General features: G+C 73.2%; 28 protein-coding genes. 6 read left to right on the top strand and 22 right to left on the bottom strand.

Going from position 1 to position 25,914, the window contains the following annotated elements:
- Positions 1 to 67: 67 nt before the first annotated feature.
- Complete coding sequence (locus AB0B40_RS21665) at positions 68 to 1,561, top strand: phosphatase PAP2 family protein (RefSeq protein ID WP_345056855.1); 1,494 nt, start codon at positions 68 to 70, stop codon at positions 1,559 to 1,561.
- 121 nt (positions 1,562 to 1,682) lie between these two features.
- Positions 1,683 to 2,504: a class I SAM-dependent methyltransferase gene (locus tag AB0B40_RS21660; RefSeq protein WP_345056853.1), complete on the top strand. Its 822-nt coding sequence runs from the start codon at positions 1,683 to 1,685 to the stop codon at positions 2,502 to 2,504.
- Between the two features lie 20 nt (positions 2,505 to 2,524).
- Here the strand turns inward: AB0B40_RS21660 and AB0B40_RS21655 are convergent, their stop codons facing one another.
- The 13 genes from AB0B40_RS21655 to AB0B40_RS21595 form a co-directional block, all read right to left on the bottom strand.
- Positions 2,525 to 2,815 (bottom strand): gas vesicle protein K, encoded by a 291-nt coding sequence (locus AB0B40_RS21655; RefSeq protein ID WP_345056851.1) that lies wholly within the window; start codon positions 2,813 to 2,815, stop codon positions 2,525 to 2,527.
- Positions 2,815 to 3,000 carry a gas vesicle protein gene (locus tag AB0B40_RS21650; protein ID WP_161298225.1) on the bottom strand — a complete coding sequence of 62 codons (186 nt, stop codon included), beginning with the start codon at positions 2,998 to 3,000 and terminating at the stop codon, positions 2,815 to 2,817. Before AB0B40_RS21650 ends, AB0B40_RS21655 begins: the two co-directional genes overlap by 1 nt.
- A 13-nt stretch (positions 3,001 to 3,013) precedes the next feature.
- The gene (locus AB0B40_RS21645) at positions 3,014 to 3,787 is read right to left on the bottom strand and encodes a GvpL/GvpF family gas vesicle protein (RefSeq protein WP_345056850.1); all 774 of its coding nucleotides are present in this window, start codon (positions 3,785 to 3,787) and stop codon (positions 3,014 to 3,016) included.
- Positions 3,784 to 4,122, bottom strand: coding sequence for a gas vesicle protein (locus AB0B40_RS21640; RefSeq protein ID WP_345056849.1), 339 nt, complete (start codon positions 4,120 to 4,122; stop codon positions 3,784 to 3,786). Before AB0B40_RS21640 ends, AB0B40_RS21645 begins: the two co-directional genes overlap by 4 nt.
- On the bottom strand, positions 4,119 to 5,300 hold the full coding sequence (locus AB0B40_RS21635) for an SRPBCC family protein (RefSeq protein WP_362265019.1): 1,182 nt from the start codon (positions 5,298 to 5,300) through the stop codon (positions 4,119 to 4,121). Before AB0B40_RS21635 ends, AB0B40_RS21640 begins: the two co-directional genes overlap by 4 nt.
- The gene (locus AB0B40_RS21630) at positions 5,297 to 5,938 is read right to left on the bottom strand and encodes a DNA primase (protein ID WP_345056846.1); all 642 of its coding nucleotides are present in this window, start codon (positions 5,936 to 5,938) and stop codon (positions 5,297 to 5,299) included. The genes AB0B40_RS21635 and AB0B40_RS21630 overlap by 4 nt, the downstream gene beginning before the upstream one ends.
- Complete coding sequence (locus tag AB0B40_RS21625; protein ID WP_345056844.1) at positions 5,935 to 6,198, bottom strand: gas vesicle protein GvpG; 264 nt, start codon at positions 6,196 to 6,198, stop codon at positions 5,935 to 5,937. Before AB0B40_RS21625 ends, AB0B40_RS21630 begins: the two co-directional genes overlap by 4 nt.
- Positions 6,199 to 6,229: 31 nt before the next feature.
- Positions 6,230 to 7,000, bottom strand: a complete 771-nt coding sequence (locus AB0B40_RS21620) for a GvpL/GvpF family gas vesicle protein (protein ID WP_345056842.1) — start codon at positions 6,998 to 7,000, stop codon at positions 6,230 to 6,232.
- Positions 6,997 to 7,419, bottom strand: coding sequence for a gas vesicle structural protein GvpA (locus AB0B40_RS21615; protein ID WP_345056840.1), 423 nt, complete (start codon positions 7,417 to 7,419; stop codon positions 6,997 to 6,999). Before AB0B40_RS21615 ends, AB0B40_RS21620 begins: the two co-directional genes overlap by 4 nt.
- A 63-nt stretch (positions 7,420 to 7,482) precedes the next feature.
- Positions 7,483 to 7,887, bottom strand: a complete 405-nt coding sequence (locus tag AB0B40_RS21610) for a gas vesicle protein (protein WP_345056838.1) — start codon at positions 7,885 to 7,887, stop codon at positions 7,483 to 7,485.
- 104 nt (positions 7,888 to 7,991) lie between these two features.
- The gene (gene ligD, locus AB0B40_RS21605; RefSeq protein WP_345056836.1) at positions 7,992 to 8,957 is read right to left on the bottom strand and encodes a non-homologous end-joining DNA ligase; all 966 of its coding nucleotides are present in this window, start codon (positions 8,955 to 8,957) and stop codon (positions 7,992 to 7,994) included.
- Positions 8,954 to 10,801, bottom strand: a complete 1,848-nt coding sequence (locus tag AB0B40_RS21600) for a transketolase (protein ID WP_345056834.1) — start codon at positions 10,799 to 10,801, stop codon at positions 8,954 to 8,956. The genes ligD and AB0B40_RS21600 overlap by 4 nt, the downstream gene beginning before the upstream one ends.
- Before the next feature lie 33 nt (positions 10,802 to 10,834).
- Positions 10,835 to 12,439: an FAD-dependent oxidoreductase gene (locus tag AB0B40_RS21595; RefSeq protein WP_362265015.1), complete on the bottom strand. Its 1,605-nt coding sequence runs from the start codon at positions 12,437 to 12,439 to the stop codon at positions 10,835 to 10,837.
- A 230-nt stretch (positions 12,440 to 12,669) separates the two neighbouring features.
- Here AB0B40_RS21595 and AB0B40_RS21590 point away from each other — a divergent pair, with 230 nt between their 5' ends.
- On the top strand, positions 12,670 to 13,626 hold the full coding sequence (locus tag AB0B40_RS21590) for an LLM class F420-dependent oxidoreductase (protein WP_345056830.1): 957 nt from the start codon (positions 12,670 to 12,672) through the stop codon (positions 13,624 to 13,626).
- Between the two features lie 88 nt (positions 13,627 to 13,714).
- Here the strand turns inward: AB0B40_RS21590 and AB0B40_RS21585 are convergent, their stop codons facing one another.
- Entirely contained in the window at positions 13,715 to 14,149 is a 435-nt protein-coding gene (locus AB0B40_RS21585; RefSeq protein WP_345056828.1) for a phage holin family protein, read from the bottom strand.
- Positions 14,150 to 14,228: 79 nt separating this feature from the next.
- Between AB0B40_RS21585 and AB0B40_RS21580 the strand changes: the two genes are divergently transcribed.
- A complete protein-coding gene (locus AB0B40_RS21580) occupies positions 14,229 to 14,579 on the top strand; it encodes a VOC family protein (RefSeq protein ID WP_345056826.1) in 351 nt (116 codons plus the stop codon).
- A 5-nt stretch (positions 14,580 to 14,584) separates the two neighbouring features.
- Here the strand turns inward: AB0B40_RS21580 and AB0B40_RS21575 are convergent, their stop codons facing one another.
- The 7 genes from AB0B40_RS21575 to AB0B40_RS21545 form a co-directional block, all read right to left on the bottom strand.
- Positions 14,585 to 16,546: a DUF5107 domain-containing protein gene (locus tag AB0B40_RS21575; protein ID WP_362265011.1), complete on the bottom strand. Its 1,962-nt coding sequence runs from the start codon at positions 16,544 to 16,546 to the stop codon at positions 14,585 to 14,587.
- 69 nt (positions 16,547 to 16,615) lie between these two features.
- Positions 16,616 to 17,167 (bottom strand): GNAT family protein, encoded by a 552-nt coding sequence (locus tag AB0B40_RS21570; protein ID WP_345056822.1) that lies wholly within the window; start codon positions 17,165 to 17,167, stop codon positions 16,616 to 16,618.
- Between the two features lie 66 nt (positions 17,168 to 17,233).
- Positions 17,234 to 18,157, bottom strand: coding sequence for an LD-carboxypeptidase (locus AB0B40_RS21565; RefSeq protein ID WP_345056820.1), 924 nt, complete (start codon positions 18,155 to 18,157; stop codon positions 17,234 to 17,236).
- Complete coding sequence (locus AB0B40_RS21560; RefSeq protein WP_362265009.1) at positions 18,154 to 20,109, bottom strand: prolyl oligopeptidase family serine peptidase; 1,956 nt, start codon at positions 20,107 to 20,109, stop codon at positions 18,154 to 18,156. Before AB0B40_RS21560 ends, AB0B40_RS21565 begins: the two co-directional genes overlap by 4 nt.
- A gap of 15 nt (positions 20,110 to 20,124) precedes the next feature.
- Positions 20,125 to 21,429: a M20/M25/M40 family metallo-hydrolase gene (locus AB0B40_RS21555; RefSeq protein ID WP_362265007.1), complete on the bottom strand. Its 1,305-nt coding sequence runs from the start codon at positions 21,427 to 21,429 to the stop codon at positions 20,125 to 20,127.
- Positions 21,422 to 22,255, bottom strand: a complete 834-nt coding sequence (locus AB0B40_RS21550; RefSeq protein WP_345056814.1) for a M55 family metallopeptidase — start codon at positions 22,253 to 22,255, stop codon at positions 21,422 to 21,424. Before AB0B40_RS21550 ends, AB0B40_RS21555 begins: the two co-directional genes overlap by 8 nt.
- A 271-nt stretch (positions 22,256 to 22,526) precedes the next feature.
- Positions 22,527 to 22,892: a nuclear transport factor 2 family protein gene (locus AB0B40_RS21545; RefSeq protein WP_345056812.1), complete on the bottom strand. Its 366-nt coding sequence runs from the start codon at positions 22,890 to 22,892 to the stop codon at positions 22,527 to 22,529.
- Positions 22,893 to 22,990: 98 nt separating this feature from the next.
- Between AB0B40_RS21545 and AB0B40_RS21540 the strand changes: the two genes are divergently transcribed.
- Positions 22,991 to 23,887, top strand: coding sequence for a LysR substrate-binding domain-containing protein (locus tag AB0B40_RS21540; RefSeq protein WP_362265004.1), 897 nt, complete (start codon positions 22,991 to 22,993; stop codon positions 23,885 to 23,887).
- A gap of 101 nt (positions 23,888 to 23,988) precedes the next feature.
- Positions 23,989 to 24,909 (top strand): Ku protein, encoded by a 921-nt coding sequence (locus AB0B40_RS21535; protein WP_362265002.1) that lies wholly within the window; start codon positions 23,989 to 23,991, stop codon positions 24,907 to 24,909.
- A gap of 229 nt (positions 24,910 to 25,138) precedes the next feature.
- On the opposite strand, the gene AB0B40_RS21530 is transcribed toward AB0B40_RS21535, so the two are convergent.
- A complete protein-coding gene (locus AB0B40_RS21530) occupies positions 25,139 to 25,873 on the bottom strand; it encodes a class I SAM-dependent methyltransferase (protein ID WP_362265000.1) in 735 nt (244 codons plus the stop codon).
- Positions 25,874 to 25,914 lie beyond the last annotated feature (41 nt).

The raw sequence follows: 25,914 nt of genomic DNA, 5'->3' as shown, positions 1-25,914 counted from the left end.
CGTCCCTCCCACCCCGGCCGGACGAGCGGGGGCACAAGAAACGGGCACTTCAGGGTAACCGCACTCCATGAGCCCAGACCTGGACCTGACCCCTCTCCAGACCGGCCGCAACGCCGTGCGCCGGCTGCTCGACCTCGACAGCAGGGTGTTCGAGACCGCCGCCGCCTGGAACTGGCCCGGAGCCGAGCGGGTGCTGCCCCGCCTGAGCCGCAGCGCGAACCACGGCGTGCTGTGGTTCGCCACGGCCGCCGCGATGTCCGCGAGCCGCACGCCCCGTGGCCGCCGAGCCGCCGTGCGGGGCCTCGCCTCCCTCGGCCTGGCCTCCCTGACGATCAACACCATCGGCAAGCGCTCCGTGCGCCGGGCACGGCCGGCGCTGGACCCGGTGCCCCTGGTGCGGCGGCTGAAGCGGCAGCCGATCACCACCTCCTTCCCGTCCGGGCACGCCGCGTCGGCGGCGGCCTTCGCGACCGGGGTGGCGCTGGAGTCCCCGGCATGGGGCGCGGCGGTGGCGCCGGTGGCGGCCTCGGTGGCGGCCTCCCGGGTGTACACCGGAGTGCACTTCCCGAGCGACGTGCTGGCCGGGGCGGCGCTCGGCGCGGGCGCCGCCTTCCTGGTACGGCGCCTGGTGCCCACCCGGGCGCAGCTGCGGGGGGCCGTGCGGCCACGCGCGGAGGTGCCGGCGCTGCCCGAGGGCGAGGGCCTGGTGATGGTCGCCAACCGGGCCTCGGGCACCGCGGACCGGGTGCGCGCCCTGCAGGCGGCGCTGCCGCAGGCGGAGATCGTCGAGTGCGCGCCGGAGGAGGTCGCGGAAGCGCTGGACAAGGCGGCGGCCCGGGCACGGGTGCTCGGGGTGTGCGGCGGTGACGGCACGGTGAACACGGCGGCCGGTGTCGCCCTGCGCCACGGTCTGCCGCTCGCGGTGCTGCCCGGCGGCACCCTCAACCACTTCGCCTACGACCTGGGCGTGGAGGACGAACGCGATCTGGCGCGGGCGGTACGGCACGGTGAGGCGGTCCGGGTGGACGCGGGCCGCTTCGTCACCGAGGACGGCGAGGGGCTGTTCCTGAACACGCTGAGCCTGGGTGTCTACCCGGAGCTGGTGCGGGAGCGGGAGCGCTGGTCGCACCGGATCGGCGGCTGGCCGGCCGGAGTGCTCGGCGCGCTGCGCGTGCTGCGCGCCGACCGGCATCCGCTGGAGGTGCAGGTCGGCGGCGAACGCCGACCGCTGTGGCTGCTGTTCGTCGGCAGCGGCGTCTACCACCGCATGGGGCTGTCCCCCGGCCGCCGCACCGATCTGGCGGACGGGCTGCTGGACGTACGGGTGGTGCACGGCAGCCGCCGGCCGGCGCTCAGGCTGCTGGCGGCGGCGGTGGCCGGCCCGCTGACCCGCTCCCCCGCGCACGCGGCGGTCCAGGTGAACCGGCTGCGGCTGACGGGCCTCGCGCCCGGCACCCCGCTGGCCTACGACGGCGAGGTCAGGTCGGTGTCGGGCGAGGTGGCCCTGGAGAAGCTGCCCGAGGCCCTGACGGTCTACCGCCCGCAGAACACCAGCGGATGACACTCCGTCAGTCCGGATGCCGAAACGCGTATCTCATCATTCGGCACGCGCGCGTACCGTGACGCGTACCGCCGGGGCGCCACCGGGCACCCGGCCGGTACGACGAGAAGGGGGCACAGCCATGCCGAAGGCGCAGGAGACCGCCGTCTACACACACGGACACCACGAGTCGGTGCTGCGGTCGCACACCTGGCGCACCGCCGCCAACTCCGCCGCCTACCTGCTCGGTTCGCTGCGGCCCCACATGAGGATCCTGGACATCGGCTGCGGTCCGGGGACCATCACCGCCGATCTGGCCGAGCTGGTCCCGGACGGCCATGTCACCGGCGTCGACCGGGCACCGGGGGTCCTGGAGCAGGCCCGGGCCGCCGCCGCCGGCCGGGGCCTGGCCAACGTCGACTTCGCGGTCGCCGACGTCCACGCCCTGGACTACCCGGACGACACCTTCTGCGTGGTCCACGCCCACCAGGTGCTCCAGCACGTGGGCGACCCGGTGCGGGCACTGCGCGAGATGCGCCGGGTCACGAAGCCGGGCGGGTTCATCGCCGTACGCGACGCGGACTACGCGGCGATGACCTGGTATCCGGCCGTGCCGGGGCTGGAGGAATGGCTGGAGCTGTACGAGCGGGTGGCCCGTGCCAACGGCGGCGAGCCCGACGCCGGGCGTCGGCTGACGGCGTGGGCGCGGGCCGCCGGTCTGCGGGACATCACGGCCACCTCCAGCACCTGGACGTTCGCCACACCCGCGGAACGGGCCTGGTGGAGCGGCCTGTGGGCGGACCGCACGGTCGCCTCCGACTACGCGGACCGCGCCACTCGGGGCGGTGAGGCGACGCCGGAGCGGCTGCGGGCGATCGCGGAGGCCTGGCGGGAGTGGGGACGGCGGGAGGACGGCTGGTTCGCGGTCCTGCACGGCGAGATCCTGTGCCGCGAGGACGCCTGACCCGGCAGGCGCCGGCGAGGTCACTCGCGGGGAAGCAGCGGCCCGAGCGGCCCGAGGTCCAGATTCAGGTCCTCGGGCCGCAGGCCGTACCGGTCGCGCAGCTCGGCCATGCGGTCCTCCAGCAGCATCAGGGTGAGCCCGATGCGCTCCTCCTGCTCCTCGGTGAGTTCACCGGTGTCGAACCGGCGCACCGCCTGCCGCTCCATGAGCTGACGCAGCAGTTCGACCACCGTGAGCACCAGCTTCACCAGGTCCCGCTCGACGGTGTCGGGTTCGAGGTCGAGCCGCTTGCGCGGACCGGACGAGCTCATCACAGCTCCTCGAAGGGTGAGGGGACCTGCTCGTTCACGGAGCTGATCAGGGCGTTCAGGTCGATGCGCACGAGATCGACGTCCGCGATCCGCAGCGTGAGGTCGCCGGTGATGACGACGCCGCCCGCCAGCAGCCGGTCGAGCAGATCGACGAGCGCGATCTCACGGCGTTCCACGACGGTCACCGCTGCGTCCCCCTCATGATTCCTCTCCTGATTCCTCTCCGGTGAAGGAGTAGGCGGCCCACGGTCCGGTGAGTTCCACGCGGATCCCCGGCTCCTCGTCCTTCGTGCGGTCCACCAGCTCCACGAACTCCTCGGAGCGCCGCCGGGGCACCAGGTAGGCCGCGTTGAGAACGTTCTGGCCGGGTGCGGCGGAGAGCGCGGAATTCTGCGGGGCGTGGATCCGGGCGTCCTCGGCCTGCCCGACGAGTTGTTCGTGCAGGGACTGCGCGAAGCGCTCCGCCCGCTGCCACTTGTCCTCCTGCGCGTGGCTGCGCTCGCGCCGCCGGCGCAGGTAGTCCCGCCCGCTGGCCGGCTTCGCCGTGGCGGGGGCGTCCTCGGCCGGCTCCGCCTCCGGCTCCAGGTAGACCTTCACGCCCCACTCCACCCGGCCCGCGAGCCGGTCCAGGATGCGCCGGAAGTCGGCCTCACGGGCCTCGATCATCGACCGTACGGCGCTGTCGTCGTGGAAGACGGTCGCGAGCCGCAGCGGCAGCGGGGTGGTGACCGTGCTGAGCGCGTCGACCACGCCCTGGTGGGCGCGGGCGGTCGCGGCCAGCCAGTCCAGGTCCTCCAGGTGCGCCTTCAGCGCCTCCTCGGAGAAGTCCGCCTCCGGGACCGAGCTGACCACCGCCACGAGCCCGTGGTGGTGCAGCATCCCCGGCGGGGCGCCCCCGATGCCGGTGAGCTGGGACTGCAGTGGCAGCTCGAAGGGGCGGCAGACGGCGTAGACGTACCGCAGTCCGGTCATGATGCCTCCTTCGGGACGCGGCGGCCCGGCTCCAGCTCCTCCAGTCGGGCGAGCCGTTCTCTCAGCTCGGCGTTCTCCCGGGCCAGTTCGTCCCGGCGGGCCCGGGAGGAGAGGGCCGGGTCGGTCTCCCACCAGTCGATGCCCATCTCCTTGGCCTTGTCGACCGAGGCGACGATGAGGCGCAGTTTGACGGTGAGCAGTTCGATGTCGAGCAGATTGATCCTGATGTCACCCGCGATGACGACACCCTTGTCCAGCACGCGTTCGAGGATGTCGGCGAGGTTCGCCCCCGATCCCTGTCCGTAGGGTTCGGGAAAGCGGCTGGGTGTCGTCATCGACGACTCCCGCGCTCAGCGTACTCGGGCTCCTCTTCCTCGTACTCGTAGGCGCCCTCCTCGTCCTCGGCGGGCTCCTCCTCTTCGGCGGGCTCCTCCTCTTCGGCGGGCTCCTCCTCGTCCTCGGCGTCCTCCTCGTACGGGGCCTCCTCCTCGTCCTCGTACGTGTCCGCCTCGTCCTCGTAGGGCTCCTCTTCGGCCTCTTCGGACTCCTCGTCGCCCTCTTCGGGCTCCTCGGTCTCCTCGGTTTCCTCGGCCTCGTCCTCGGGTGCCTGTCCCTCGGACTCCCGCTCCTCTTCCTCCACCGCGTCCTCGTGGCTGCGGACCACCTCGCCGTCGCGGATCTCGCCGCGCCAGCCGTCCTCGGCCTCGCCCTTCAGCGTGATGAAGCGGGCGAAGTTCTTCAGGTCCAGCCTGGTACGGCGGCCCTGGGCGCGCCAGATGTTGCCGGTCTTCTCGAACAGGCCCGTCGGGTAGTACTCGATGACCAGAAGGACCCGGGTGAGGTTCTCCTCCAGCTCGTGGAAGGAGACCACGCCCTTGGTGGTGCCCTTGGCGCCCTCCGACGTCCACTGGATGCGGTAGTCGGGGATCTGCTCGGTCGTCTGCGCCTTCCAGCTGCGGCTGGACCACCAGATCTTCGCCTGCCAGTCGGAGTGGGTGTCGTCGGCGCGGCTCGCGCTCTTGACGCCCTTGGCGAAGCTGCTGAAGCTCTGGTACTGGGTCCACTGGTCGTAGGCGGTGCGCAGCGGCACGCCCACGTCGATGGACTCCATGATGACGGTGGGCTTCTTGCCCGCGCCGCCCTTCTTGCCCTTGCCGCCCCCCAGGTTTCTGACCGCGTCCATCACGTTCTCCTTGGCGCGGGAGGCGCCCAGCTCCAGGGCGGAGCGCAGCGGGCCCTTGCCCTCGGCGATCTTGCGGCCACCGTCGAGCGCGAGCTTGGCGAAGCCGGGGCTGTTGCCCTCGGCTATGTCGTTGAGCTTGTTGGTGGTCTCGCCGAGTTTGCGGCCGAGACCGGTGAGCATCTTGGTGGCCTGCGCGCTCAGGAACTCCTGCGCCTCCGCCTTCAGCCGGTCGGCGGCCTCGCTGTGGGCGAGGTCGGCCAGCGGGCTGCCCTTGGCCGCGTCCGTCGCCTTGCCCGCCGCCGAGGTGGCGGATCCGGGGGACTCGCTCATCGGTCATCACCGCCCTTCGACTGCCGGCCGGTGGCGCGCCTGGCGGCGCCGTCGGCCCCGGCCGTCTTCTTCGCGGCCGACTTGCGGGCCGCGGTGGTCTTCTTGGCCGCCGTCTTCTTCGCGGGAGCCGTCTTCTTGGCCGCCGCCTTCTTGGCCGGGGGCTGCTGCGCCGCCTTCTTGGCCGGCTCCTTGCCGCGCGGCTCCTGTCCGTCCTCGCGGTCCTCGTCCTCGCGGTCGTCGCCGCGGTCCTCGTCCTCGCGGCCGGCGGACTCCTCGTAGTCGTCCTCGTCGCCCTGCTCCTCGTCGGAGCCGTCCGGAACCGCGCCGGACAGCTGATCGCGCACCTGTGCGGTGCGGCCGTGCAGCCGGTCGGCGAGGGTGTTCATCTGCCGCTCGACCATCGCGCCGCCGGCGGCCTTGCCGACGCCTCGCAGGTCCTGGCGCAGCTGGTCCCCGATCTCCTTGAACTGGGGGTTGTTCTTGAGCTGCTGGTTCACCACGTCCGCGATCATCTTCGGACTGAGGTTGAGCTTCTTGCCGGCCACCAGCGAGCCGACCGCGAGCGCCATCTTCAGTTTCTTCGTACGTCCGAGCAGATATCCGGCCCCTATGGCGAGGCCCATTGCCGTTCGGTTCATCGTCCCGTCCCGTTGCCTGTGGTGTCGCCGGAGCGCAGGGCGATCTCCAGCCGGTCGAGCAGTTCGTCCTCGCGCCGGTCGAACTCCTCCTCGGTGATCTCGCCCGCTTCCAGCTGTTCTTCGAGGCGGGCGAGATCGGCCCGTACGGTGGCGGGGTCGTAGTAGATCCGTTCCGCCTCGCGGAGCACCTGCCTGACGGCCCACGCGCTGCCGCGCACCGGCGCGAACGGCAGCATCAGCACTTCGCCGATCAGTCCCACGGTGGTCTCCTTCCGTTCGGGCCCGGCTGCGCTACTGCGCGCCGGCGTCCGCGCCGGCCGTACGGCCCGCGGGCTGCGCCGGGCCGGGCTCGACGAAGCTGTACGGCGGCAGCGGGCCGTTGACCCGCAGTTCGAGGTGGGGGTGGCTCTTGCGCACCTGCTCGACGACGGCCAGGAAGCTGTCGGCCGAGTCCCGCGGGACCAGGAGCGACACGTTCACCAGCCAGCCGGTGGACTCGGGGCCCACGCTGACCGCCGCGGCGGCCGGTGCCAGCAGGTTCTCCACCTCGCCGGCGTCCTCGGTCTCCTTGGCCTTGACGGCGGCGGCGACCATCTCGCCGAGGCGGATCTTGTCGTCGTAGCTGCCTCCGCCCGAGCGGCGGTTGGCCTCGGCGAGGGCCCGCACGTCCGCGTTCTCGGCCATCACCAGGTGCAGGACGGCCTCTTCGACGTGGGTGGCCTTGACGTTGTACTCCACCTTGCCGTCCAGCTCGCGCAGCCGCTCCGCGTAGTGCTCCGCCCGCTCGGTGAGCACCTGGGTGACGGCGTCGTCGTCGTGGGCGACGCTGCCGAAGCTCATGGGCAGCACACAGCCGCCGGCGCCGGCCTCGGCGAGCACGTTCTGGTGGGCGAGCAGGTCCCTGCGCTTGGGCCGCAGGTCCTCCGGGGCGTCACTGACCACGGCGGTCAGCTCACCGGCCGTGAGGAGGCGCACCTCGCGGGCGGGCTCGCCCACGCCGGTCATGCCCTCGGGCAGCGCGGGATGTGACCGGGCCGTGATCCCGTAGACGTACGTGCTCACTCCTGCTCCTCCTTCCGGCGCGCCGGAGCCTTGCGGGCGCGCGGCCGGGACTCGGTCTCCCCGTCCTCACGGGCCTGGTTGAAGGCGTCGGATATGGTCTGCGCGGCGCCGGACAGCGCGCCCTTGGACTTGCCGCGGGCGCCGGACTCGGTGACCTCGCCGACGATCTCGGGCAGGCCGGGGTCCTTGTGCGGGCCGGACTCCAGGTCGAGGCGGTTGCACGCCTCGGCGAAGCGCAGGTAGGTGTCGACGCTGGCCACGACGACACGGACGTCGATCTTCAGGATCTCGATGCCGACCAGGGAGACGCGGACGAACGCGTCGATCACGAGCCCTCGGTCCAGGACCAGCTCAAGTACGTCGTAGAGGCCGCTGCTGCCGCCTCCGCCTCCGGTCTGCTGTGCCGGAACAACAGTCATGCCGGTGATTCCTCCTCGTGCGTAGTCGGTGCGCTGTCTGCGGTCGGGGTCGCGGACGGTGACTCAGCGGCCACCGCGCGGATCCGCCCTGCCGCGTTCGTAGCGGCGGACACGGCGGTAACCGCTCAGCTGGCCCTGCTGGTCCAGTTCGACCTGGTAGCTCGCCATCAGGCTCATGGTGTCGGGCACCCTCGCCATTTCGAGGACCTCCACCTCCAGCGCCCATCCGTCCTCCGTCTGCTCGAACGAGGACACCGACTCCGGTGAGAGGCCGGTGAGTTCGGCGAGCTGGGCGCGCGCCTGGCGCAGCACCTCCATGGGGGCCGGACGGTGGTCCTCCGCCGCGTGCCTTTCCCTCTTGCTGTGTGTCTCTTGGTTGCTGTGCTTCTCTTGTGGCTCCTGGGAATCCTGTGATTCACGTGATTCCCGTGAACCCTGTGACTGCGATGTGTTGTTTGTGTTCGACATGGCCACCTCTCCCCTGCGTGTGGCCGCCACATCCTTGGCCAAACCTCGGGAGCGGACCGCGTGTGCCGGAAGCGCCGTCGTACCTGGTCGGAGGGGTAGGTGCGTCAACCACGCAGCGCCGCGAGGCGGCTTTGCGGGCGCCTGAGGGAGCGGCCACGGCCCAGCGCACCGGCCCAGGGGTCGGTGCGCGCCTGGTCCACGGCGTCGGCGAGGGTCCAGCGACGGGCGTCGACGCCCGGATCGTCCACCTGCTCCCAGGTTAGGGGCACCGCCACGGGCGCGCCCGGGCGGGCACGGACGCTGTAAGGGGCGACGGCGGTCTGGGCGTAGGCGTTGCGCTGCACATCGAGGTACAGGCGGTCGCCGCGGTCCCGTTTGCGGGCGGCCGTGGTGAGCCGGTCCGGGTGGCGTGCCGCGGCGAACTCGGCCACGTCGTGGGCGAACGCGCGCACCTCGTCGAAGTCGTGGCGGCCGTCGAGCGCGACGACGAGGTGCAGTCCGCGTGAGCCCGTGGTCATCGGGACGGCGGGCAGCCCGAGTTCGTCGAGCAGCTCGCGCAGCCGGCCGGCGGCCTCCCGGGCGGCCGTGAAGTCGTCGCCCGGGGCCCCTCCGGGCCGTTCGGGCCCGGAGGGAGGGTCGAGGTCGAGGACCAGCCGGTCGGGGTGGTGCAGGCCGCCGGCCCGGTCGGTGCGCGAGAGCCAGCGGTGCAGGGTGAGACAGGCCTGGTCGGCGAGGTGGAGCAGGGTGGCGGTGTCGTCGCAGACGACGTGCGTGACGGTGCCGCCCTCCTTGGCGACCTCGGTCCGGGCGATCCACTCCGGGTAGTGGCCGGGGATGTTCTTCTGCATGAACCGCCGGCCGTCCAGGCCGTCCGGGTACCGCTCCAGCATCAGCGGACGGCCCCGCAGGTGCGGCAGCAGGTACGGCGCGACGGACCGGTAGTAGTCGGCGAGGTCGCCCTTGGTGTACTCCTTCGCACCCCCGCGGCCGGGGAAGAGCACCTTCTCCGGCCGCTGGATCTCCACCGTGCGACGGCCCGCCCGTACGGCCCGGACGCCGCCGTGGCTCATCGCACGACCGCCTCCTCGACGAGCAGGCGGGCCGCCGCCGCGATGCCCGCGGCGTCGATGCCGGCCGCGTGCAGCTGCTCGTCGGGAGCGGCCGAACCCGGCATGGTGCGCACCGCGAGCCGGACCAGGCGCGGCACCGGCCGGCCGTCGCCGAACGCCTCCGCCACGGCGTCCCCGAGGCCGCCCTCCGGGTGGTGGTCCTCCACCGTGAGCAGGCAGCCGGTCTCCTCGGCGGCCTGGCGCAGCGTCTCGGCGTCGACGGGCTTGACCGAGTACAGGTCGATCACCCGCACCTGGATGCCGTCCTCGGCGAGCCGGTCGGCGGCGGCGAGCGCCTCCGGCACGGTCACCCCGGCCGCCACGACGGTCAGCCGGTCGTTTTCCCCGGCGCGCAGCGTCTTGCTGCCGCCGACCGGGAACTCCTCGTCGGGGCCGTAGATCACCGGTGTCTTGCCGCGGGAGGTGCGCAGATAGCGGATGCCGTCCAGGCCGGCCATGGCCGCCACCAGCCGGGCGGTCTGGTTGGCGTCGCACGGGTACAGCACCGTCGAGCCGTACACGGAACGGAACATCGCCAGGTCCTCCAGGCCCATCTGCGAGGGGCCGTCCTGCCCGATCGCGACGCCGGCGTGCGAGCCGACCAGGTTGATCCCGGAACCGCTGACGGAGGCCATGCGCACGAAGTCGTGGGCGCGGGTGAAGAACGCGGCGAAGGTGGAGGCGTACGGCATCCAGCCGCGCGCTGCCATGCCGACGGAGGTGGCGACGAGCTGCTGCTCGGCGATGTAGCACTCGAAGAACCGGTCGGGGTGGGCCTTGGCGAACTCCTCGGTGCGGGTGGAGTCGCCGACCTCGCCGTCCAGGGCGACGACGTCGCCGCGGGCGGTACCGAGTGCGGCGAGCGCCTTGCCGAAGGCGTCCCTGGTCGCGGCCTCCTCGCCCTGGTCGTAGCGCGGGAGCTGGACGGGCTCGGTGGTGAGCGAACGCAGCGCGGCGGCGGCCTGCGGCTCGGCGACGCGCACCCGCAGGTCGCGCTGTCCGCCGAGTTCGGCGATGGCCTCCTCGGCCTCGGGCAGCGGCTTGCCGTGCAGCCCCTCGCGGTCCTCGACGGAGGCGACGCCCTTGCCCTTCAGGGTGCGGGCGAGGATCACGGTGGGCTGCCCGGTGGTGGACAGCGCCTCCCCGTAGGCGCGGTCGATCTTGTCGACGTCGTGGCCGTCGATCTCGATGGTGTGCCAGCCGAAGGCCTGGAAGCGGCGGGCGTAGGCGTCCAGGTCGTGGCCGTGCCGCGTGGGGCCGCGCTGGCCGAGCCGGTTGACGTCCACGATGGCGGTCAGGTTGTCGAGGTTCTCGTATCCGGCGTGTTCGGCGGCCTCCCACACCGAGCCCTCGGCCAGCTCGCTGTCGCCGCACAGCACCCACACCCGGTAGCCGGTGCGGTCCAGCCGCTTGCCCGCGAGGGCGATGCCGACACCGACCGGCAGGCCCTGGCCGAGCGAGCCGGTGGCCGTCTCCACCCAGGGCAGCCGCCGGGGCGTCGGATGGCCCTCCAGCCGGCTGCCGAGCTTGCGGAAGGTGACCAGCTCGCCGTCCTCGATCGCGCCGGCCGCCTTGTAGGCGGCGTACAGCAGGGGGGAGGCGTGTCCCTTGGACAGCACGAAACGGTCGTTGGCGGGGTGGTCGGGGCGCTCGAAGTCGTACCGCAGATGGTTCGCGAGCAGGACGGCCAGCAGATCGGCGGCGGACATCGAGGACGTCGGGTGCCCGGATCCCGCGGCGGCGGACGCCCGGACGCTGTCCACGCGCAACTGCTGTCCCAGTTCGGCGAGTTCTTCGGTGTTCATGAGTCTCCTAGATCTCCTGGCGCTCGTTCGCGCTCATTCGGGTGCGTCCGCGGGGTCGGGGGAATCGGTGCGCTTGACGGGGCCGGGGGCCGGATGGTCCGGTCCGCGCTTCGCGGATTCACCGCCGGGCTGCCTCTTGCCGGGTTCACCGCCCGGCTGGTTCCTCGCGGGCTCACCGCCCGGCTGGTTCCTCGCGGGCTCACCGCCCGGCTGGTTCTTCGCGGGTTCACCGCCCGGCTGGTTCCTCGCGGGCTCACCGCCCGGCTGGTTCTCGGGGTGCGTCTCGTGCGTCATGGGTTCTTCTCCTGCGTGTGCGTACGGCTGCTCGGGGCCGCCCGGTACCCGCGCCAGTTCCGGTGACGCCGTGTCCAGCGGGACCGACCAGGCCCGGACGAGGCCGAGCTGGACGCCCTGGCGCGGGAGCACGGCGTCCAGCAGCCAGTCGGCGGTGACCCGCACCCGGTTGCCGGGCAGCGCGGCCAGGTGGTAGCCGCGGGTGACCGCGCCCGCCGCCGGGCCGGACAGCGGCACGCCGAACGGGTTGGCGGCGGCCCGGACACCGCCCAGGTCGACGGCGAAGCCGAGGTCGCGGTGGCGGTACGGACGCCGGCGCCGGCCGAGGCCGAGCGAGGCGGCCACGTTCTCCGCGGCCACCTTGCCCTGCCTCCAGGCGTGCTGGGCCGTCATGGGCGTGAACTGCCCCGGGCGCCCGAGGTCGGGTACGGCGGCCGCGTCCCCGCAGGCGAACACCTCCGGCCGGCCCGGCAGTCGCAGGTAGGGGTCGACGACCAGCCGCCCGCGTGCCAACGGCTGCCCGACGTACTCCACCAGCGGATCGGGCCGTACGCCCACACACCACACCAGGGTCCGGGACGCGACGAACTCCCCGTCGGTGAGCAGTACCCCGTCCCCGGTGGCCTCCTTCACGGACGTGCCCGTCCGCACCTCCACGCCACGGGCGCGCAGCACCCGGTCGGCCGTGCGGGACAGCCGCTCGTCCAGCTCCGGCAGGACCCGCTCGGCCACGTCCAGCAGGAGCCAGCGGGGGCGCGGAACGGCGGGCGGCGGAGTCCTCCGGGCCAGCCGGTCGGTGAGGATCTGCAGTTGTGCGGCCACCTCGGTGCCGGTGTAACCGGCGCCCACCACCACGAAGGTGCACCGGGCGGCGCGGCTTGCCGGGCCCTCGTCGGCGGCGGCGAGTTCCACCTGCCGGGTCACGTGGTCACGCAGGTACAGCGCCTCGGGCAGCCCGCGGAAGCCGTGCGCGTGCTCGGCGACGCCGGGGATCGGCAGCAGCTTGTTGACACTGCCGACGGCGAGCACCAGCCGCTCGTAGCCGAGGCTGCCGACGCCGCCCTCGGGGTCGCTGTAGTGGACGGTCCGTCCGTCCAGGTCGACCCGGTCCGCCTGGCCGAGCACCAGCCGGACCCCGCGCACCGTGCCGGGCACCGACACGGTGACCCGGCGGGGCTCCAGGACCCCGGCGGCGACCTGGGGCAGCAGCGGAAGGTACAGGAAGTAGTCGGTCGGGTTGAGCAGCGTGACGTCGGCGCGGTCGCGGGTGAGCCGGGCCAGGGTGCGGGCAGCCCGGTACCCGGCGAAACCGGCGCCGACGATCACGACGCGGGGTCGGCTCACGGTGCGCCTCCGGCTGTGTGGCTCGTCCGAGGTCTTCCGCGTAACCGGGGCAGGGGCACCCAAACGCCGGGGCGGTCACCCGTACGCCGTTCCGGGCGCCCGGCGCGGCGGCCCCGCCCGGCGTCCTCGGCCGGCGCCCCCCGGGCGGCGTTTCGCCCGGTCGCGGCCGGTTACCCGGCCCGGGTCCGGAGCACGACCACGACCGGTTTCGCCCGCGCGGAGGTTCACCCATGCCCGAGTACGGCTATTTCCTGGCAGCCGAGGAGCACGATCCCGCGGCCCTCGTCGAACAGGCCCGGATGGCCGAGCAGGCCGGCTTCCAGGCGCTGTGGATCTCCGACCACTACCACCCGTGGAACGACGCGCAGGGCCAGAGCGCGTTCGTGTGGTCGGTGATCGGCGCGCTGTCGCAGGCCGTCTCGCTGCCCATCGAGACGGCCGTGACCTGCCCGACCGTGCGGATGCACCCGGCGGTCGTGGCGCAGGCCGCGGCGACCAGCGCGGTGATGACGGAGGGCCGCTTCCGGCTCGGCGTCGGCACCGGCGAGGCGCTGAACGAGCACATCCTCGGCGACCGCTGGCCGCCGGCGCACGTGCGTCTGGAGATGCTGGAGGAGGCGATCCAGGTGATGCGCCGGCTGTTCACCGGCGAGGAGGTCAACCATCAGGGCACCCACTACACCGTGGAGAACGCCCGCCTCTACACCGTCCCCGAGGAGCCCGTCCCGATCGACATCTCCGGCTTCGGCCCGAAGGCGACCTCGCTGGCCGCCCGGGTGGGCGACGGCTACATCACGATGATGCCGGAGGAGGAGATGGTCACCCGGTTCCGCAAGGGCGGCGGCGGGGCCAAGCTGGTCAGCGGCGGTACGAAGGTCTGTTACGGGACGGACCGCGAGGAGTGCGTCCGTACGGTGCACAGGCTCTGGTACAACGAGCTGCTGCCCGGCGAGATGGGCCAGGTGCTGCCCTCGCCACGCCACTTCGAGCAGCTGCACGAGCTGGTCACCGAGGACATGGTGCGGGACGAGATCGTGTGCGGGGACGACGCCGACCAGCATGTCCGTGCGCTGCGTGCCTTCGCCGACGCCGGGTTCGACCGGGTGTACGTGAACCAGATCGGTCCGGACCAGCGGGGATTCTTCGACTTCTACCGGACGAAGGTGCTGCCGCAGCTCGGCGGCTGAGCGCTGAGCGAGGACGGCCCGGGTGTCCTCTCCGCGCGCGGGGCGCGGCGAGGACACCCGGGCCGTCGCTGTCCGCCGTCGGGTGCGGTCAGGCCCTGTGGTGCGGGCTGTCCGGGTCGACGGGGGGCGGGGGCGGTGTCACGGGCATCGGCGGGTAGGGCGCGCCGAGGCCGCTCGGCGGGGCGGTCGGGGCGGTGCCGCCGATCACCCGGTGCGGCCCGTGCCGGCGGTGCCCGGAGTGGGCCGCGCCGCGCAGCAGGTAGGCCACCACCCCGAGGGCGGCCGCGGTGATCAGCGCCGCGGCCCAGCCCGGCAGGCCGATCGCCAGGGCCAGACCGACGGCGAGGGCCACCGCGCCGCCGGCGTACAGGGCGACGGCGCCGGACGCGGCGTAGAGCATGGCGGTGCGGCGCTGCTTGCGGGACTGCTCGCGCAGTTCGTCGCGTACCGTCTCACGTGCCACCTGTGCCAGCTCTTCGACCAGGTGCTTGTCCAGGTGCTCCAGGTGATCAAAACGGTCCATACCGTGCGGGTACCCGCCCGCCACAGCGGGTAACGCGGGGGCCTGCGCGCTCCGGGCGGCCCCAACTAGGCTCGCGGGCATGGAGATTCTGGGCGCCTCGCTGCGCATCTGCGTCGACGACCTCGACACCGCGATCCCCTTCTACGAGCGCCTGACGGGCGGCCGGGCGCTGCGCTTCGCACGTGGTGACGTGGAGGTCGCCGCGGTCGGCTCCTTCCTCCTGATGAGCGGCCCGGAGTCGGAGCTGGAGATCCTGCGCAAGGTGGCGGCGACGATCGCCGTCAAGGACGTGGACGAGGCCCACCGGCTGCTGACCGAGCTGGGCGCCCGGGTCGTCGCGGGCCCGGTGCCGTCGCCGGCGGGCCGCAACCTGCTGGCGGTCCACCCGGACGGCTCGGTGTTCGAGTACGTGGACCAGCGCGGCGCCTGAGCCGGTCAGCCGGTGTCCGGCCGCATCCGGAAGTCGTAGCGGCCGGGCAGCGGCTCGTCGGTGAGGCGGGCCCAGGCCCGGCCGATGTCGTCGGAGCCCTCCCGCAGGTCGGCGACCTCGAACCCGGCGTCGAAGACCGCCCGCGCCTCGGTGCGCCGGCCCTCCGCGAGCAGCAGTTCGGCGAGCAGCAGCCGGAACCGGCCCCGGCGGCGGACGGCGGCGGGCAGCCGTTGCCACACCGAGCGCGCGTCCGCGGCCCGCCGCACCCGGAGCAGCGCTTCGAGGGCCTCCCGGCCGAGCGCGGCCAGGGCCGGCGTCCAGGCCCCGCCGTCGTCGTGCCCCTCCCGGCACAGGGCGCCGAAGGCGTCCGCGTACCGGTCGGCGGCCCGCTCGTGGTGGCCGGCCTCCTGGTCGGCGACGGCCAGACAGCGCAGCGCCGGCCAGGGCACGGGAGCACGGCGCAGTGCGCGTTCCCAGCTGCGGACGGCCTGGGCGCGGTCGCCGGCGTGCCACTGGGCGATACCCAGGTGGTACTCGGTGTGCGCGGTGGCGGGGGCGGTTTCCAGCAGGTCCCGCCAGGGTGGCGCGACCAGCGTCGGTCCGGGCGGCCGGCCCGGGTCCGGCTCGGGCAGCGCTCCGGTGCGCAGCAGCTGCCGCCACGGCTCCTGGGCGTCACCGAGGGTGGACTCGGGGAACGGCGTACCGGGCAGGTCGAGGCCGGCGCGGAGCACTTCGAGCGCGCCCCAGCCGGAGCCGGTGGCGAGCGTCGTCCCGGGTTCGGTGTCGGCGTACGGCCGCCAGGCCGCGTACGCCTCGTCGACGCGGGCGCGTGGCAGGACGGCCGCGAGCCGCCGCTCCGCCGCCCCGACGACGTCCGCCCACTCCCCCACGGACGGGGTGTCGAGCGGCCCGTACGCCTCCAGCCAGGACACGTCGCCCTGTGCCGCCAGCGGGACGTGTTCGAGCTGGGTGCGGGCGAGCCCGGCCTGGATCTCGCAGTAGCCGCCGGTGCCGGGGGCGGTCAGCCACTCCTGCCAGCGCCGGCCGCCGGGGCCGCTGCCCCAGACGAAGAGCTTGCGGCCGCGCAGTCCGTCGGTGGAGGTCTGCACCAGCCCGTGCCCGTCGGCGTCGACAGCGGCGATCCAGCGGCGGCGGCCGTCGGGGACCTCGTAGAACCAGTCGGCGGCGTATGGGCTGTTGCGGGGGTGAGTGCGGTCGATGCCGTCGTACGAGGGGACGGGTACCCGGCGCAGCCTGCTGTCGTAGCCGAAGTACCAGGCTTCCTCGGCGGGCGCCAGGACGCGGCGGTCCTCGGGCACGGCGGTGTTGGACCACCAGTAGGCGGGCACGGGCCGGTCGTGCGGATTGCGGATCCGTACGCCGGCGTAGAGGAAGTCGGAGCCCTGCGGCAGCCACAGGTCGACCTGGAAGGGCAGGTCGCGCAGTCTCTCCCACTCCCACAGCCGCAGCATCTCGCCACCGTCCGGGGCGGGGACGCGCGCTGCGTGCAGGGGGGCGCAGGAGAGGGTGGTGTGGCCGGTGGCGCCGATGTTCCATTCGATGCCCCCGGAGAACCAGGCGCCGTTGAGGGCGAAGTCGGCGGGCTGGAACACCGGGTTGCGGTAGAGGAGTTCGCGCCCCGTGGGCAGGTGGACCAGGGAGGCGATCCGGCCGCCGAGTCCGGGCAGGACGGTGACGCGCAGCCGGTCGTTCTCGATCACCAGCGCGTCGAGGCCGCGAGGTCGCCGGCTTCTGCCGTACCCGTCCCGGACCGGCACCGGCAGCAGGCTGTGCAGCGGCGCGTGGCCGAGCTGCCGGGCCATGTCGTCGGGCATGCCCGCCCGGTCCCGGTCGTCGACGCGGTGGACGTCGTCGCGCGGGCGCAGTGCGGGCAGCGGGTTGTCGGGCCCCAACTCCGCGGCGGGCAGGGACAGCACCTCACGTCGGATCCTCGTCACGATGACCATGGAACCCGGCGACGCGGCACTCGGCCAGGGGAGCTGCCGGTCAGGATTGCGCAAAGGCGCGTGACGGGATCAGCGGCCGGACCGCATCTCCACGGTGAGCGCCCAGCGTTCGTGGTCGCGCCAGGCGCCGTCCACGTAGATCATCTTCGGGGAGAGGCCCTCCAGCCGGAACCCGGCGCTGCGGGCGAGGGCGATGGAAGCGGTGTTCCCCGGCTGTGCGTTGATCTCCAGCCGGTGCAGGCCGAGCGGCCCGAACGCGTAGGCGATGACCAGTTCCATGCCCTCGCGCATCAGGCCCCGCTGGGCCGCGTGCGCGAAGACGCCGTAGCCGAGGGCGCCGCTCTGGAAGCCGCCCCGCACGATGTTGTTGATGTTGATGAAGCCGGCGATGTCCCCGCTGTCCTTCTCGCACACCAGGAAACCGGCGCGGGCCGGGTCCTCGAGCAGCCGGCCGGCGTAGTCGGCGTAGGCCTTGTCGGTGTCCGGCGGGAACAGCCACGGCCGGTGCAGGTCCTTGCTCTGCCCGGCCCGCGCGGTGAACTCGGGGCCGTCCTCGAGCCGGAAGGGCCGGATGGCCACGCGGGGGCCGGCGGCGAGGTACCGGGACGGAGGGTGCGGCATCTGTCCAGCCTACGCCGTCACGGCGACCGGCGCCGCACGCCTCACGTTCCCCCCGAGGGCCGCGGGTCAGCTCAGGGCCGGCTCGTCCAGCGTCACGGTGCCCGCGTCCGCGTCGAGTTCGGCCGCCACCCCGAACGGGATCGTCAACGCCCCCTCGCAGTGCCCGAATCCGACCTCCTCCGCGACCGGCACGCCGAGTCCGCCGAGCCGGTCGGCCAGCATGGGCCGCAGCTCGCCGTAGTCCGCGCAGCCCTCCCACGAGCCGAGGAGCAGCCCGCGCACCCCGTCCAGCCAGCCGGACCGCCGCAGTTGGGTGAGGTACCGGTCCAGCCGGTAGGTGTCCTCGCCCACGTCCTCCAGACAGAGCAGTCCGCCGCGTGCCGAGGACCGGGCGTGCGGGGTGCCGCGTTCCGCGGCGAGCAGGCACAGACAGCCGCCGAGGGTGACGCCCCGGGCCCGGCCGGGCACCAGGGCCCGGCCGCCGGTGGCGATGGTGCGGACCGTCTCCGGGGCGAAGAGCGTGGCCCGCAGGTGCTCCTGGGCCCGCGCGTTCTTGACGAAGTCGATGCCGGCCGCCATCGGCCCGTACAGCGTGGCCAGCCCCAGGCGGGTGGCGATGGCCTCGTGCAGGACGGTGAGGTCGCTGAACCCGACGAAGAGCCTGGGTCCGGCCGCCCTCAGGGCGTCCCAGTCGAGCAGGTCGATCATGCGCTGCACGCCGTACCCGCCGCGTGCGCACAGCACCGCGTCCACGGCCGGGTCGCACCAGGCGCGCTGGAAGTCGGCGGCGCGGTCCGCGTCCGTGCCGGCCAGGTAGCCGAACTCGGTGTGGCGGTCCAGGACATGGGCTCCGGCCACCGGGTCGAGGTCCCAGCCGCGCAGTACGTCGAGGCCCGCCTGCAGCCGTTCCTCGGGCACCGGCCCGCTGGTGGCGACGACGGCCACCCGGGCGCCGGGGGCCAGCCGGCGTGGCCGTACGAGTTCCTTCACGGGGTCAGTTCCACCTTCGGTGTGCGGGGCGCCGGGTCCAGCCCGAACACCTGGGCGTACAGGGAGAGTTCGGCCTCCAGGGCGCGCACCAGGGTCTCGGCCCGCCGGAAGCCGTGCCCCTCGCCCTCGAAGGTGAGGTAGGCGTGCGGCACGCCCCGCCCCGCGATCCGGGCGAGGAAGCGCTCGCACTGCGCGGGCGGGCAGATGACGTCGTCCAGGCCCTGGAGCAGCAGGAAGGGCACGGTGAGCCGGTCGGCATGCGCGGTCGGGGAGCGTTCGGCGTACCGGGCCGGCACCTCGGCGAGCGGGCCGATCAGCGACTCCAGGTACCGGGACTCGAAGTCGTGGGTGTCCCCGGGGCCCCACGAGGCCAGGTCGAGCACCGGGTAGACGATGGTGCCGCAGGCGTAGACGTCGGTCGTGGTCAGGGAGGCGGCGGCGGTCCAGCCGCCCGCGCTGCCGCCCCGGACGGCCAGCCGGGCGGGGTCGGCGGTGCCCTCGTCGGCGAGAGCGCGGGCGACGGCCGCGCAGTCCTCGACGTCGACCACGCCCCACTGCTCGCGCAGCCGGTCGCGGTAGGCCCGGCCGTATCCGGTGGAGCCGCCGTAGTTCACCTCGGCGACGCCGATGCCCCGCGAGGTGAAGTAGGCGATCGCCAGGTCCAGCACGAGCGGCACCCGGCTGGTGGGCCCGCCGTGCGCCCAGATCACGTAGGGCGGCAGCTCGCCGTCGGGCGCGGTGCGGGCGGGGTGGTGCGGCGGATAGACATGGGCGTGCACCTCACGGCCGTCCGGGCCGGCGAAGGTGCGGATCTGCGGCTCCGGGTAGTGGGCCGGGTCCACGGCGTCCCGGTGCCGGGCGCCGACCACGCGGGCGCGGCCGGTGACGGTGTCCAGCTCGACCACCTCGTGCCCGGTGCGCGGGCTGGCGCCGACCGCGACGACGCGCGCGCCGTGGGCGGCGAGGGAGGCGGTGAACTCGGTCCACGGTCCGGCGGCGTCGACGATCTCGCCGGACTCCGGGTCGAGTATCCCGAGCAGGGCCGGGCCGCGGCCGTGGACGACCGCCAGCAGACCGCTGTCCAGGGGCGCGAACCAGCGCAGCCCGAGCTGCCAGAGGGGGCCGGCGAACTCCTCGTCCCGCGGGCACAGCGGGGTGCCGTCGCGGTAGAGGTTCCACCAGCCGCTGCGGTCGCTCGCGTACAGCAGGCTGCCGTCCGCAGCCCACTCGACCTGGGCGACGGACTCCTCGGGTCCCCCGGCGACCGTACGCGCCCGCGCCGGCCGGCCGTCGTCGCCGATCTCGGCGACCAGCAGCTCCGTCCCGTCCCACGGCATCCGCGGATGGTCCCAGGCCAGCCAGGCGGCCCGCCGGCCGTCGGGCGACAGTCGGGCGCCGGTGACGAACCGGTGCCGGGGCTCGGTGAGTTCACGGACGGCATCCCGCTCCTCGGCGGCCGAACCGTCCAGCGGCACCGCGGCCAGGACCCGCCGTACGTCGTCGGGGCCGTCCCCGGTGAACTCCTCCAGTACGCACCACACCTCACCGCGGGCGAGGTCCAGCCGGGGCTCCGCCCAGCGCAGGCCGCCGCCCACCGGGGACACCGGGGTGAGCGGCCGGGGCTCGCCGCCGGGCTCGTACCGGTAGAGCCGCTGGTCGGCGAAGTTCACGAAGACGACGAGGGGCCGGCCGTCGTGGCTCACCCCGGTCCAGGGGCGGCCGCCGTACTCGATGACCCGGCTGCGCACGTTCCAGGGCGCGGGCAGCACCGACTCCTCGCCGCCGTCGGTCCGCCGCCGCACCAGGGCCCGCCGGCCGCCCTCGGCGGGCCGGGGCTCGGTCCACCAGATCTCGTCGCCGACGAAGCCCACCCATTCCGGCCGTCCGTCGTGCGCGGCGGCGAGCGCCGCGTCGATGGGCGACGGCCACGTTCCGTACGGTGCTCGGCGCATCCCGTCCCCCACTGTCTAGGCCGTCCGCAGGAAGCGGTCCAGGACACGGACCCCGAAGTGCAGCCCCGCCACGGGCACGCGCTCGTCCACGCCGTGGAACAGTGCCTGGTAGTCGAGGTCGGCGGGCAGCTTCAGCGGTGAGAACCCGTAGCCGGTGATACCGAGGCGGGAGAACTGCTTGGCGTCCGTGCCGCCCGGCATGCAGTACGGCACCACGTGCCCGTCGGGTGCGAACGCCTCCACCGCCGCCCGCATCCGGGCGAACAGCGGCGCGTCCACCGGTGCCTGGAGGGCCACCTCGCGGTGCGCGAACTCCCAGCGCACGTCCGGCCCCGTCAGCTGGTCCAGGGTGGCGGTGAACTCCTCCTCGGTGCCGGCCAGGAAGCGCCCGTCCACGTGGGCGACCGCCTCACCGGGGATGACGTTGACCTTGTAACCGGCTTCCAGCATGGTCGGGTTGGCGCTGTTGCGGACGGTGGCCTCGACCAGCCGGGCGGCCGGGCCGAGCTTCTCCAGCAGCGTGTCCACGTCGGCGGAGCCGGGCTCGATGCCGTACAGGGCGGCGAGGGCGTCGAGGGCGGCCCGGACGGTCGGGGTCGCACGGAGCGGCCACCGGTGCTCGCCGATGCGGGTGACGGCGGAGGCGAGCCGGGTCACCGCGTTCTCCCGGTTCACCCTGGAGCCGTGCCCGGCCCGGCCGCGCGCGCTGAGCTTCAGCCAGGCGGTGCCCCGCTCCCCCGCCGCGATCGGGTAGATCTCGCGGCCGGAGCCGTCGTGGAAGGTGAAGGCGCCGGACTCGCTGATGCCCTCCGTGCAGCCCTCGAAGAGTTCGGGGTGCCGGTCGACGAGGAAGCCGGAACCGTCCTCGGCGCTGGCCTCCTCGTCCGCGGTGAACGCCACGACGAGGTCGCGGCGGGGCCGTACGCCCTGCCGGGCCCAGGACCGGACCACCGCGAGGATCATCGCGTCCATGTTCTTCATGTCGACTGCGCCGCGGCCCCACACGACGCCGTCCCGGACCTCTCCGGAGAACGGGTGCACGCGCCAGTCGGCGGCCTCGGCCGGCACCACGTCGAGGTGACCGTGGACCAGCAGCGCGTCGGCGGACGGGTCGGTGCCCGCGACCCGGGCCACCACGTTGGTGCGGCCCCGGGTGCGCTCCAGCAGCAGGGGTTCCAGACCCGCCCCGGCCAGCTGCTCGGCCGCGTACTCGGCGGCGGGCCGCTCCCGGCAGTCGCCGCCGCCCCGGTTGGTGGTGTCGATGCGGATCAGGCCGGAGGTGAACTCCACCACCTCGTCCAGGGCCAGCTGGTCAGCCATACTGCTCCTCCACGGCGGCAGAGACGATCGTGGTGACCGCCTTGAACGTCCTGATCCCCTCGTACATGGCGGCGCTCGTGTACGCCACCTTCCGCTCGCCGGTCCGGACCACGCCGGGGACGACGGTGGCGGCCTGCGCCAGATGCTCGGCGTCGAACTCGACGGCGACGGTGAACGGTCCGGCGTGCGACGGTTCGTGACGGACCGCCAGCTGCGCCGCCTCCTTGGCCGCCGCGCGGATGTCGGCGGCGGTCCGGGCCGGCGTCCGGCACACCGCCGCGTACCGCGACACATGGTCCTTGACGGCGACCTTCAGCGCCTCGGGGGCGTAGCCGAGGGCGTCCTCGCAGGCCACGTCGTCACCGGTGACGAGGACGACGGGGACGCCGTACTCGGCGACGACATGCGCGTTGAGCAGCCCCTCGCTGGCGCGGACGTCGTTCAGCCACACCCCGGTGATCTGGTTGGCGAGGTAGGTGTGGGCGAGGACGCCCTCCATGCCGGCGCCCGCGTGGTAGCCGACGAACGCGATGCCGTCGACGTCACCGTGCTGGACGCCCTCCACCATGGACAGCGTCTTGTGCCGGCCGGTGAGCATCTCCACCCGCTCGTCGAGCCGCTCCAGGAGCAGGTTGCGCATGGTCCAGTGGGCCTCGTTGACGAGCACCTGATCGGCGCCGCCGTCGAAGAAGCCCTCGACGGCGGCGTTCACGTCCGAGGTGAACATCGACCGGCACCGCTCCCACTGCGGCGTCCCCGGCAGCACGTCGGCGGGCCAGGTGACGCCCGTGGCACCCTCCATGTCGGCACTGATGAGGATCTTCATGCGGGCCCGTTCCCCCGCAGGTCAGAGGCTTGTCGTCCGGCTGGTGACAGCACGTCGCGACAGCATGCGGTGAGCCCTGCGGCGGTGACGGAGATCCTCATGGTGCCTCACGTTACGCGCCGACGGGGGAACTTCCTACGAGGCGGAAAGGTCGCCCGGGGCGGCCTCTGGTGTCACCACGCCTTGAGGGGGCGTCCGCCGACGCCGGTGGATGCCCCCTCTAGATCCCTGCAGCGGCCTGCGTCCCCGCGGACGCCCGCGGGCGACGGGGTCAGCGGGTGGGCGGGGCGAACTCGGGCTGGTCGAGCAGGCGCAGCCAGCTTCCGTCGGCCTGGCGCCTGACGACCTGGGCCCGTGCGCCCGCCCCGTCCTTCGGCGGGGTCGAGGTGAGGGCGATGTCGCCGCTGACCAGCGTCGGCAGCGGCTGTTCCAGCTCGAAGCGGGGACCGCCCGCCAGCACCTTCTCCCACAGCACGCGGATCGCCTCCCGCCCCACCGTTCGCTCGCCGGGCGGGTAGGCCAGCACGGCGTCCTCCTCGTAGAGCGCGGCGACCCCGGCCGCGTCACCGGCGTTGGACCGCTCGACGAACAAGCGGGTGATGTCCTCGGGCCGCATGGCCTTCTCGTACTCCGGCATGGGTTCCTCCTCGCGTCGGGCTCCGGCGCTTCTCAGCGTGCTGGCCCCTGGGCCAGAAGTCCAACAGATGGATCTTCTGCGAACTAGAATCCATGGTTATGGAACTGAGGCAGCTGGAATACTTCGTGGCAGTCGCCGAGGAGCAGAGCTTCACCCGTGCGGCCGAGCGGGTGCACATCAGCCAGTCCGGCGTCAGCGCACAGATCCGCCAGCTGGAACGGGAACTCGGTGCCGAGCTGTTCGACCGGTCGGCCCGCACCGTCACCCTCACCGTGGCGGGGAAGGCCGCGCTCGAACACGCCCGCGCCGCACTCGCCGCAGCGGGAGCGGTCGGCCAGGCGGTGGGCGAGGTGACCGACCTGATCCGGGGGCGCCTCACCGTGGGGATGGTCATCGGCTGCACCCTCACCCCGCTGTTCGACGCCCTCGCCGCGTTCCACCAGGCCCATCCCCGTGTGGAGATCACACTGCTGGAGGACAACTCCGACCGGCTGGTCGAGGGGGTGCGTACCGGCGCCGTCGACCTGGCGCTCATCGGGGCCGCGACCGCCACCCCCGACGGGCTGGACGCGCTGACCATCATCAGCGAGCGGCTCACCGCGGCGGTCCCGGCCGGACACCCCTTGGCGGAACGGAGGCGGGTCACCCTGCGCGATCTGATCGCCTACCCGATCGTGTGCATGCCGCCCGGCACGGGCATCCGCACGGTATTCGACCGGGCTTGCGCCGCACAGGGCCTCCAACCCGCGATCGCCCTGCAGGCCAGCGCCGCGGACGCCATCGCCGACCTCGCCGCCCGCGGACTCGGCGTCGCCGTCCTCAGCGAGTCGATGGCCCGGAGCCACCGCGACCGGCTCACCGTCCGCACCATCGATGACGTCGCGACACCGGCGGTGCTCGCCCTGATCTGGAAGAACACGCACAACCCCTCGGTGCGGGAGTTGCTCGTGCACAGCCGACGGGCATTCACCGGCTCCGGCCCTGATCAGCGCTAGGGCCTGTCCGCGTGCGGCGGCGGGAAGCGGGTCGTGAGTTTGTGCGGCCGAGCCCGGGATCCCACACTGGTGGTGCTCGGGGTGAGCGCGGAAGGTGTGCCATGCCCCGAACGATCTGGTCAGGTGCCATCTCATTCGGCCTGGTCACGGTACCGATCAATGTGGTCGGAGCGACCGAGGACCATTCGATCCACTTCCACCAGTACCACCTGGAGGACGGCGGCCGGGTCCGCTACCGCAAGGTGTGCGAGCTGGAGGACCGTGAGGTCGCGCAGGAGGAGATCGGCAAGGGCTATGAGCTGACCGCCACGCAGGTCATCCCGATCACGGACGAGGACCTCAGCAATCTGCCGCTGCCGACGGCGAAGGCGATCGAGATCGACGCGTTCGTGCCGCTGGAGTCCATCGACCCGATCCGGATCGCCGAGGGCTACTACCTCCAGCCCGCCGGCCAGGTCGCCGCGAAACCGTACCGGCTGCTCGTCGAGGCACTCGGCCGCTCGGCGAAGGTGGCTGTCGCGAAGTACGCCTGGTCCGGCCGCGAACGCCTCGGCCTGCTGCGCGTCCGCGATGACGTCCTGGTCCTGCACGCCATGCGCTGGCCCGACGAGATCCGCGACCCCACCGAGCTGCTCCCGGCCCCGACCGAGGTGTCGGACGAGGAGATCGAGGGGGCGCTGGCCCTGATGGACACGATGACCACCGACCGGCTCGAAGGAGAGGAGTTCCGCGACCGGTACACCGAGGCCATCGCGCAGATCATCGAGGCGAAGCGGGAGCGGAAGCCGCTTCCGGAGGCACCCGAGCCCGAGAAGCCGGCCCCGGTGCTCGACCTGATGGCCGCACTGAACGAGTCGGTGCAGAAGGCCAGGGCGTCCCGCACCGAGGACGCGGGCCCGGCCGAGGTGCACGAACTGCCCCGGCCGAAGAAGACGACCGCGAAGAAGCAGCCGGCGAAGAAGGCCGCGGCCAAGAAGACGACCGCGAAGAAGACATCGGGCCGCCGACCGCGCAGCGCGTAGAGCGAGCCGACCGGAGAGAAGGTTCCCTTGCCGCCTCATGGGCTCCATGAACTGGCGCGGCGCTCCGCCTGTCGAAACGGCCCCGCCCATCCGACCATGCCCCGGACACCCTCCGGCCGAACCGGGGGGTGTCCGAGGCGTGCGGAGAGGGAGTCCGATGTGGGCGACGGCGGCTCCGGCAGCCGACCGGCAGCCGACTTCAGTGGCCTTGAGTAACCTTCAGTGGCCTTCAGCGGCCCGTCGAACTGCCGCGTGCGAGGACGAACCAGCGGGCCGGCAGCTCGATGCGGGTGCCGTCCGCGAGGTACTCGGTCTGCGGCAGGGCCGTCTCACCGTCGGCCAGGACGGTGAGGCCGGCCCCGGAGAGCAGGCGCGGGATCTCGTCGTCGCCGGCGTCGGCGGGCGTGAGCCCGTGGTGGAAGACGCGCTGGAGCTTGGGTCCCGGGCCGCCCGGTGCGGACGCGGCGCGCTGCAGGACGTCCCGGGAGCCGGAGGTGAGTTCCACCACGAAGGCCCGGCCCTTGTCGCCTATGATCTCGGCTACGGCGGCGGCCACCGCGGGGCGCGCGTGGGGTTCGCTCTGGTGGATGACGGCCCGCATGTAGACATGGGCGTCGCCGAGCCGCTCGTGCAGGGCGCGTACGGCGTCGGTGTCGGTGAGGTCGAGTTGCTGGAACTCGACGGAATCGCCGTTCGCGGCCCGGCGGGCGTGCTCGACGGCCGCGTGCGAGAGGTCGACGCCGACGGCGCGGGCGAACCGGGTGGCCAGGTAACGGGTCTGGGTGCCGTTGCCGCAGCCGAGGTCGACGATGGTGCGGTCCCGGTCGGCGTAGGGCAGGAGCAGTTCGCTGTGCGGTCCGGCGCTGAGGGAGGGCTCGGCGTCCCAGATCGCCTCGCCGTGGCCGTCGGGAGTCTCCCCCCAGTAACTCTCCCAGTTGCTGCGGTACTTGTCCGAGACGTTCATGTGATCTCCCCACGAGTCGCTTCCGTGATCGGAATATCGCG

The organism is Streptomyces sp. NPDC042638 (assembly GCF_040647235.1).
In the GTDB taxonomy this organism is placed as follows: domain Bacteria; phylum Actinomycetota; class Actinomycetes; order Streptomycetales; family Streptomycetaceae; genus Streptomyces; species Streptomyces rameus.
This window is presented reverse-complemented; position numbering and strand designations above follow the sequence as displayed.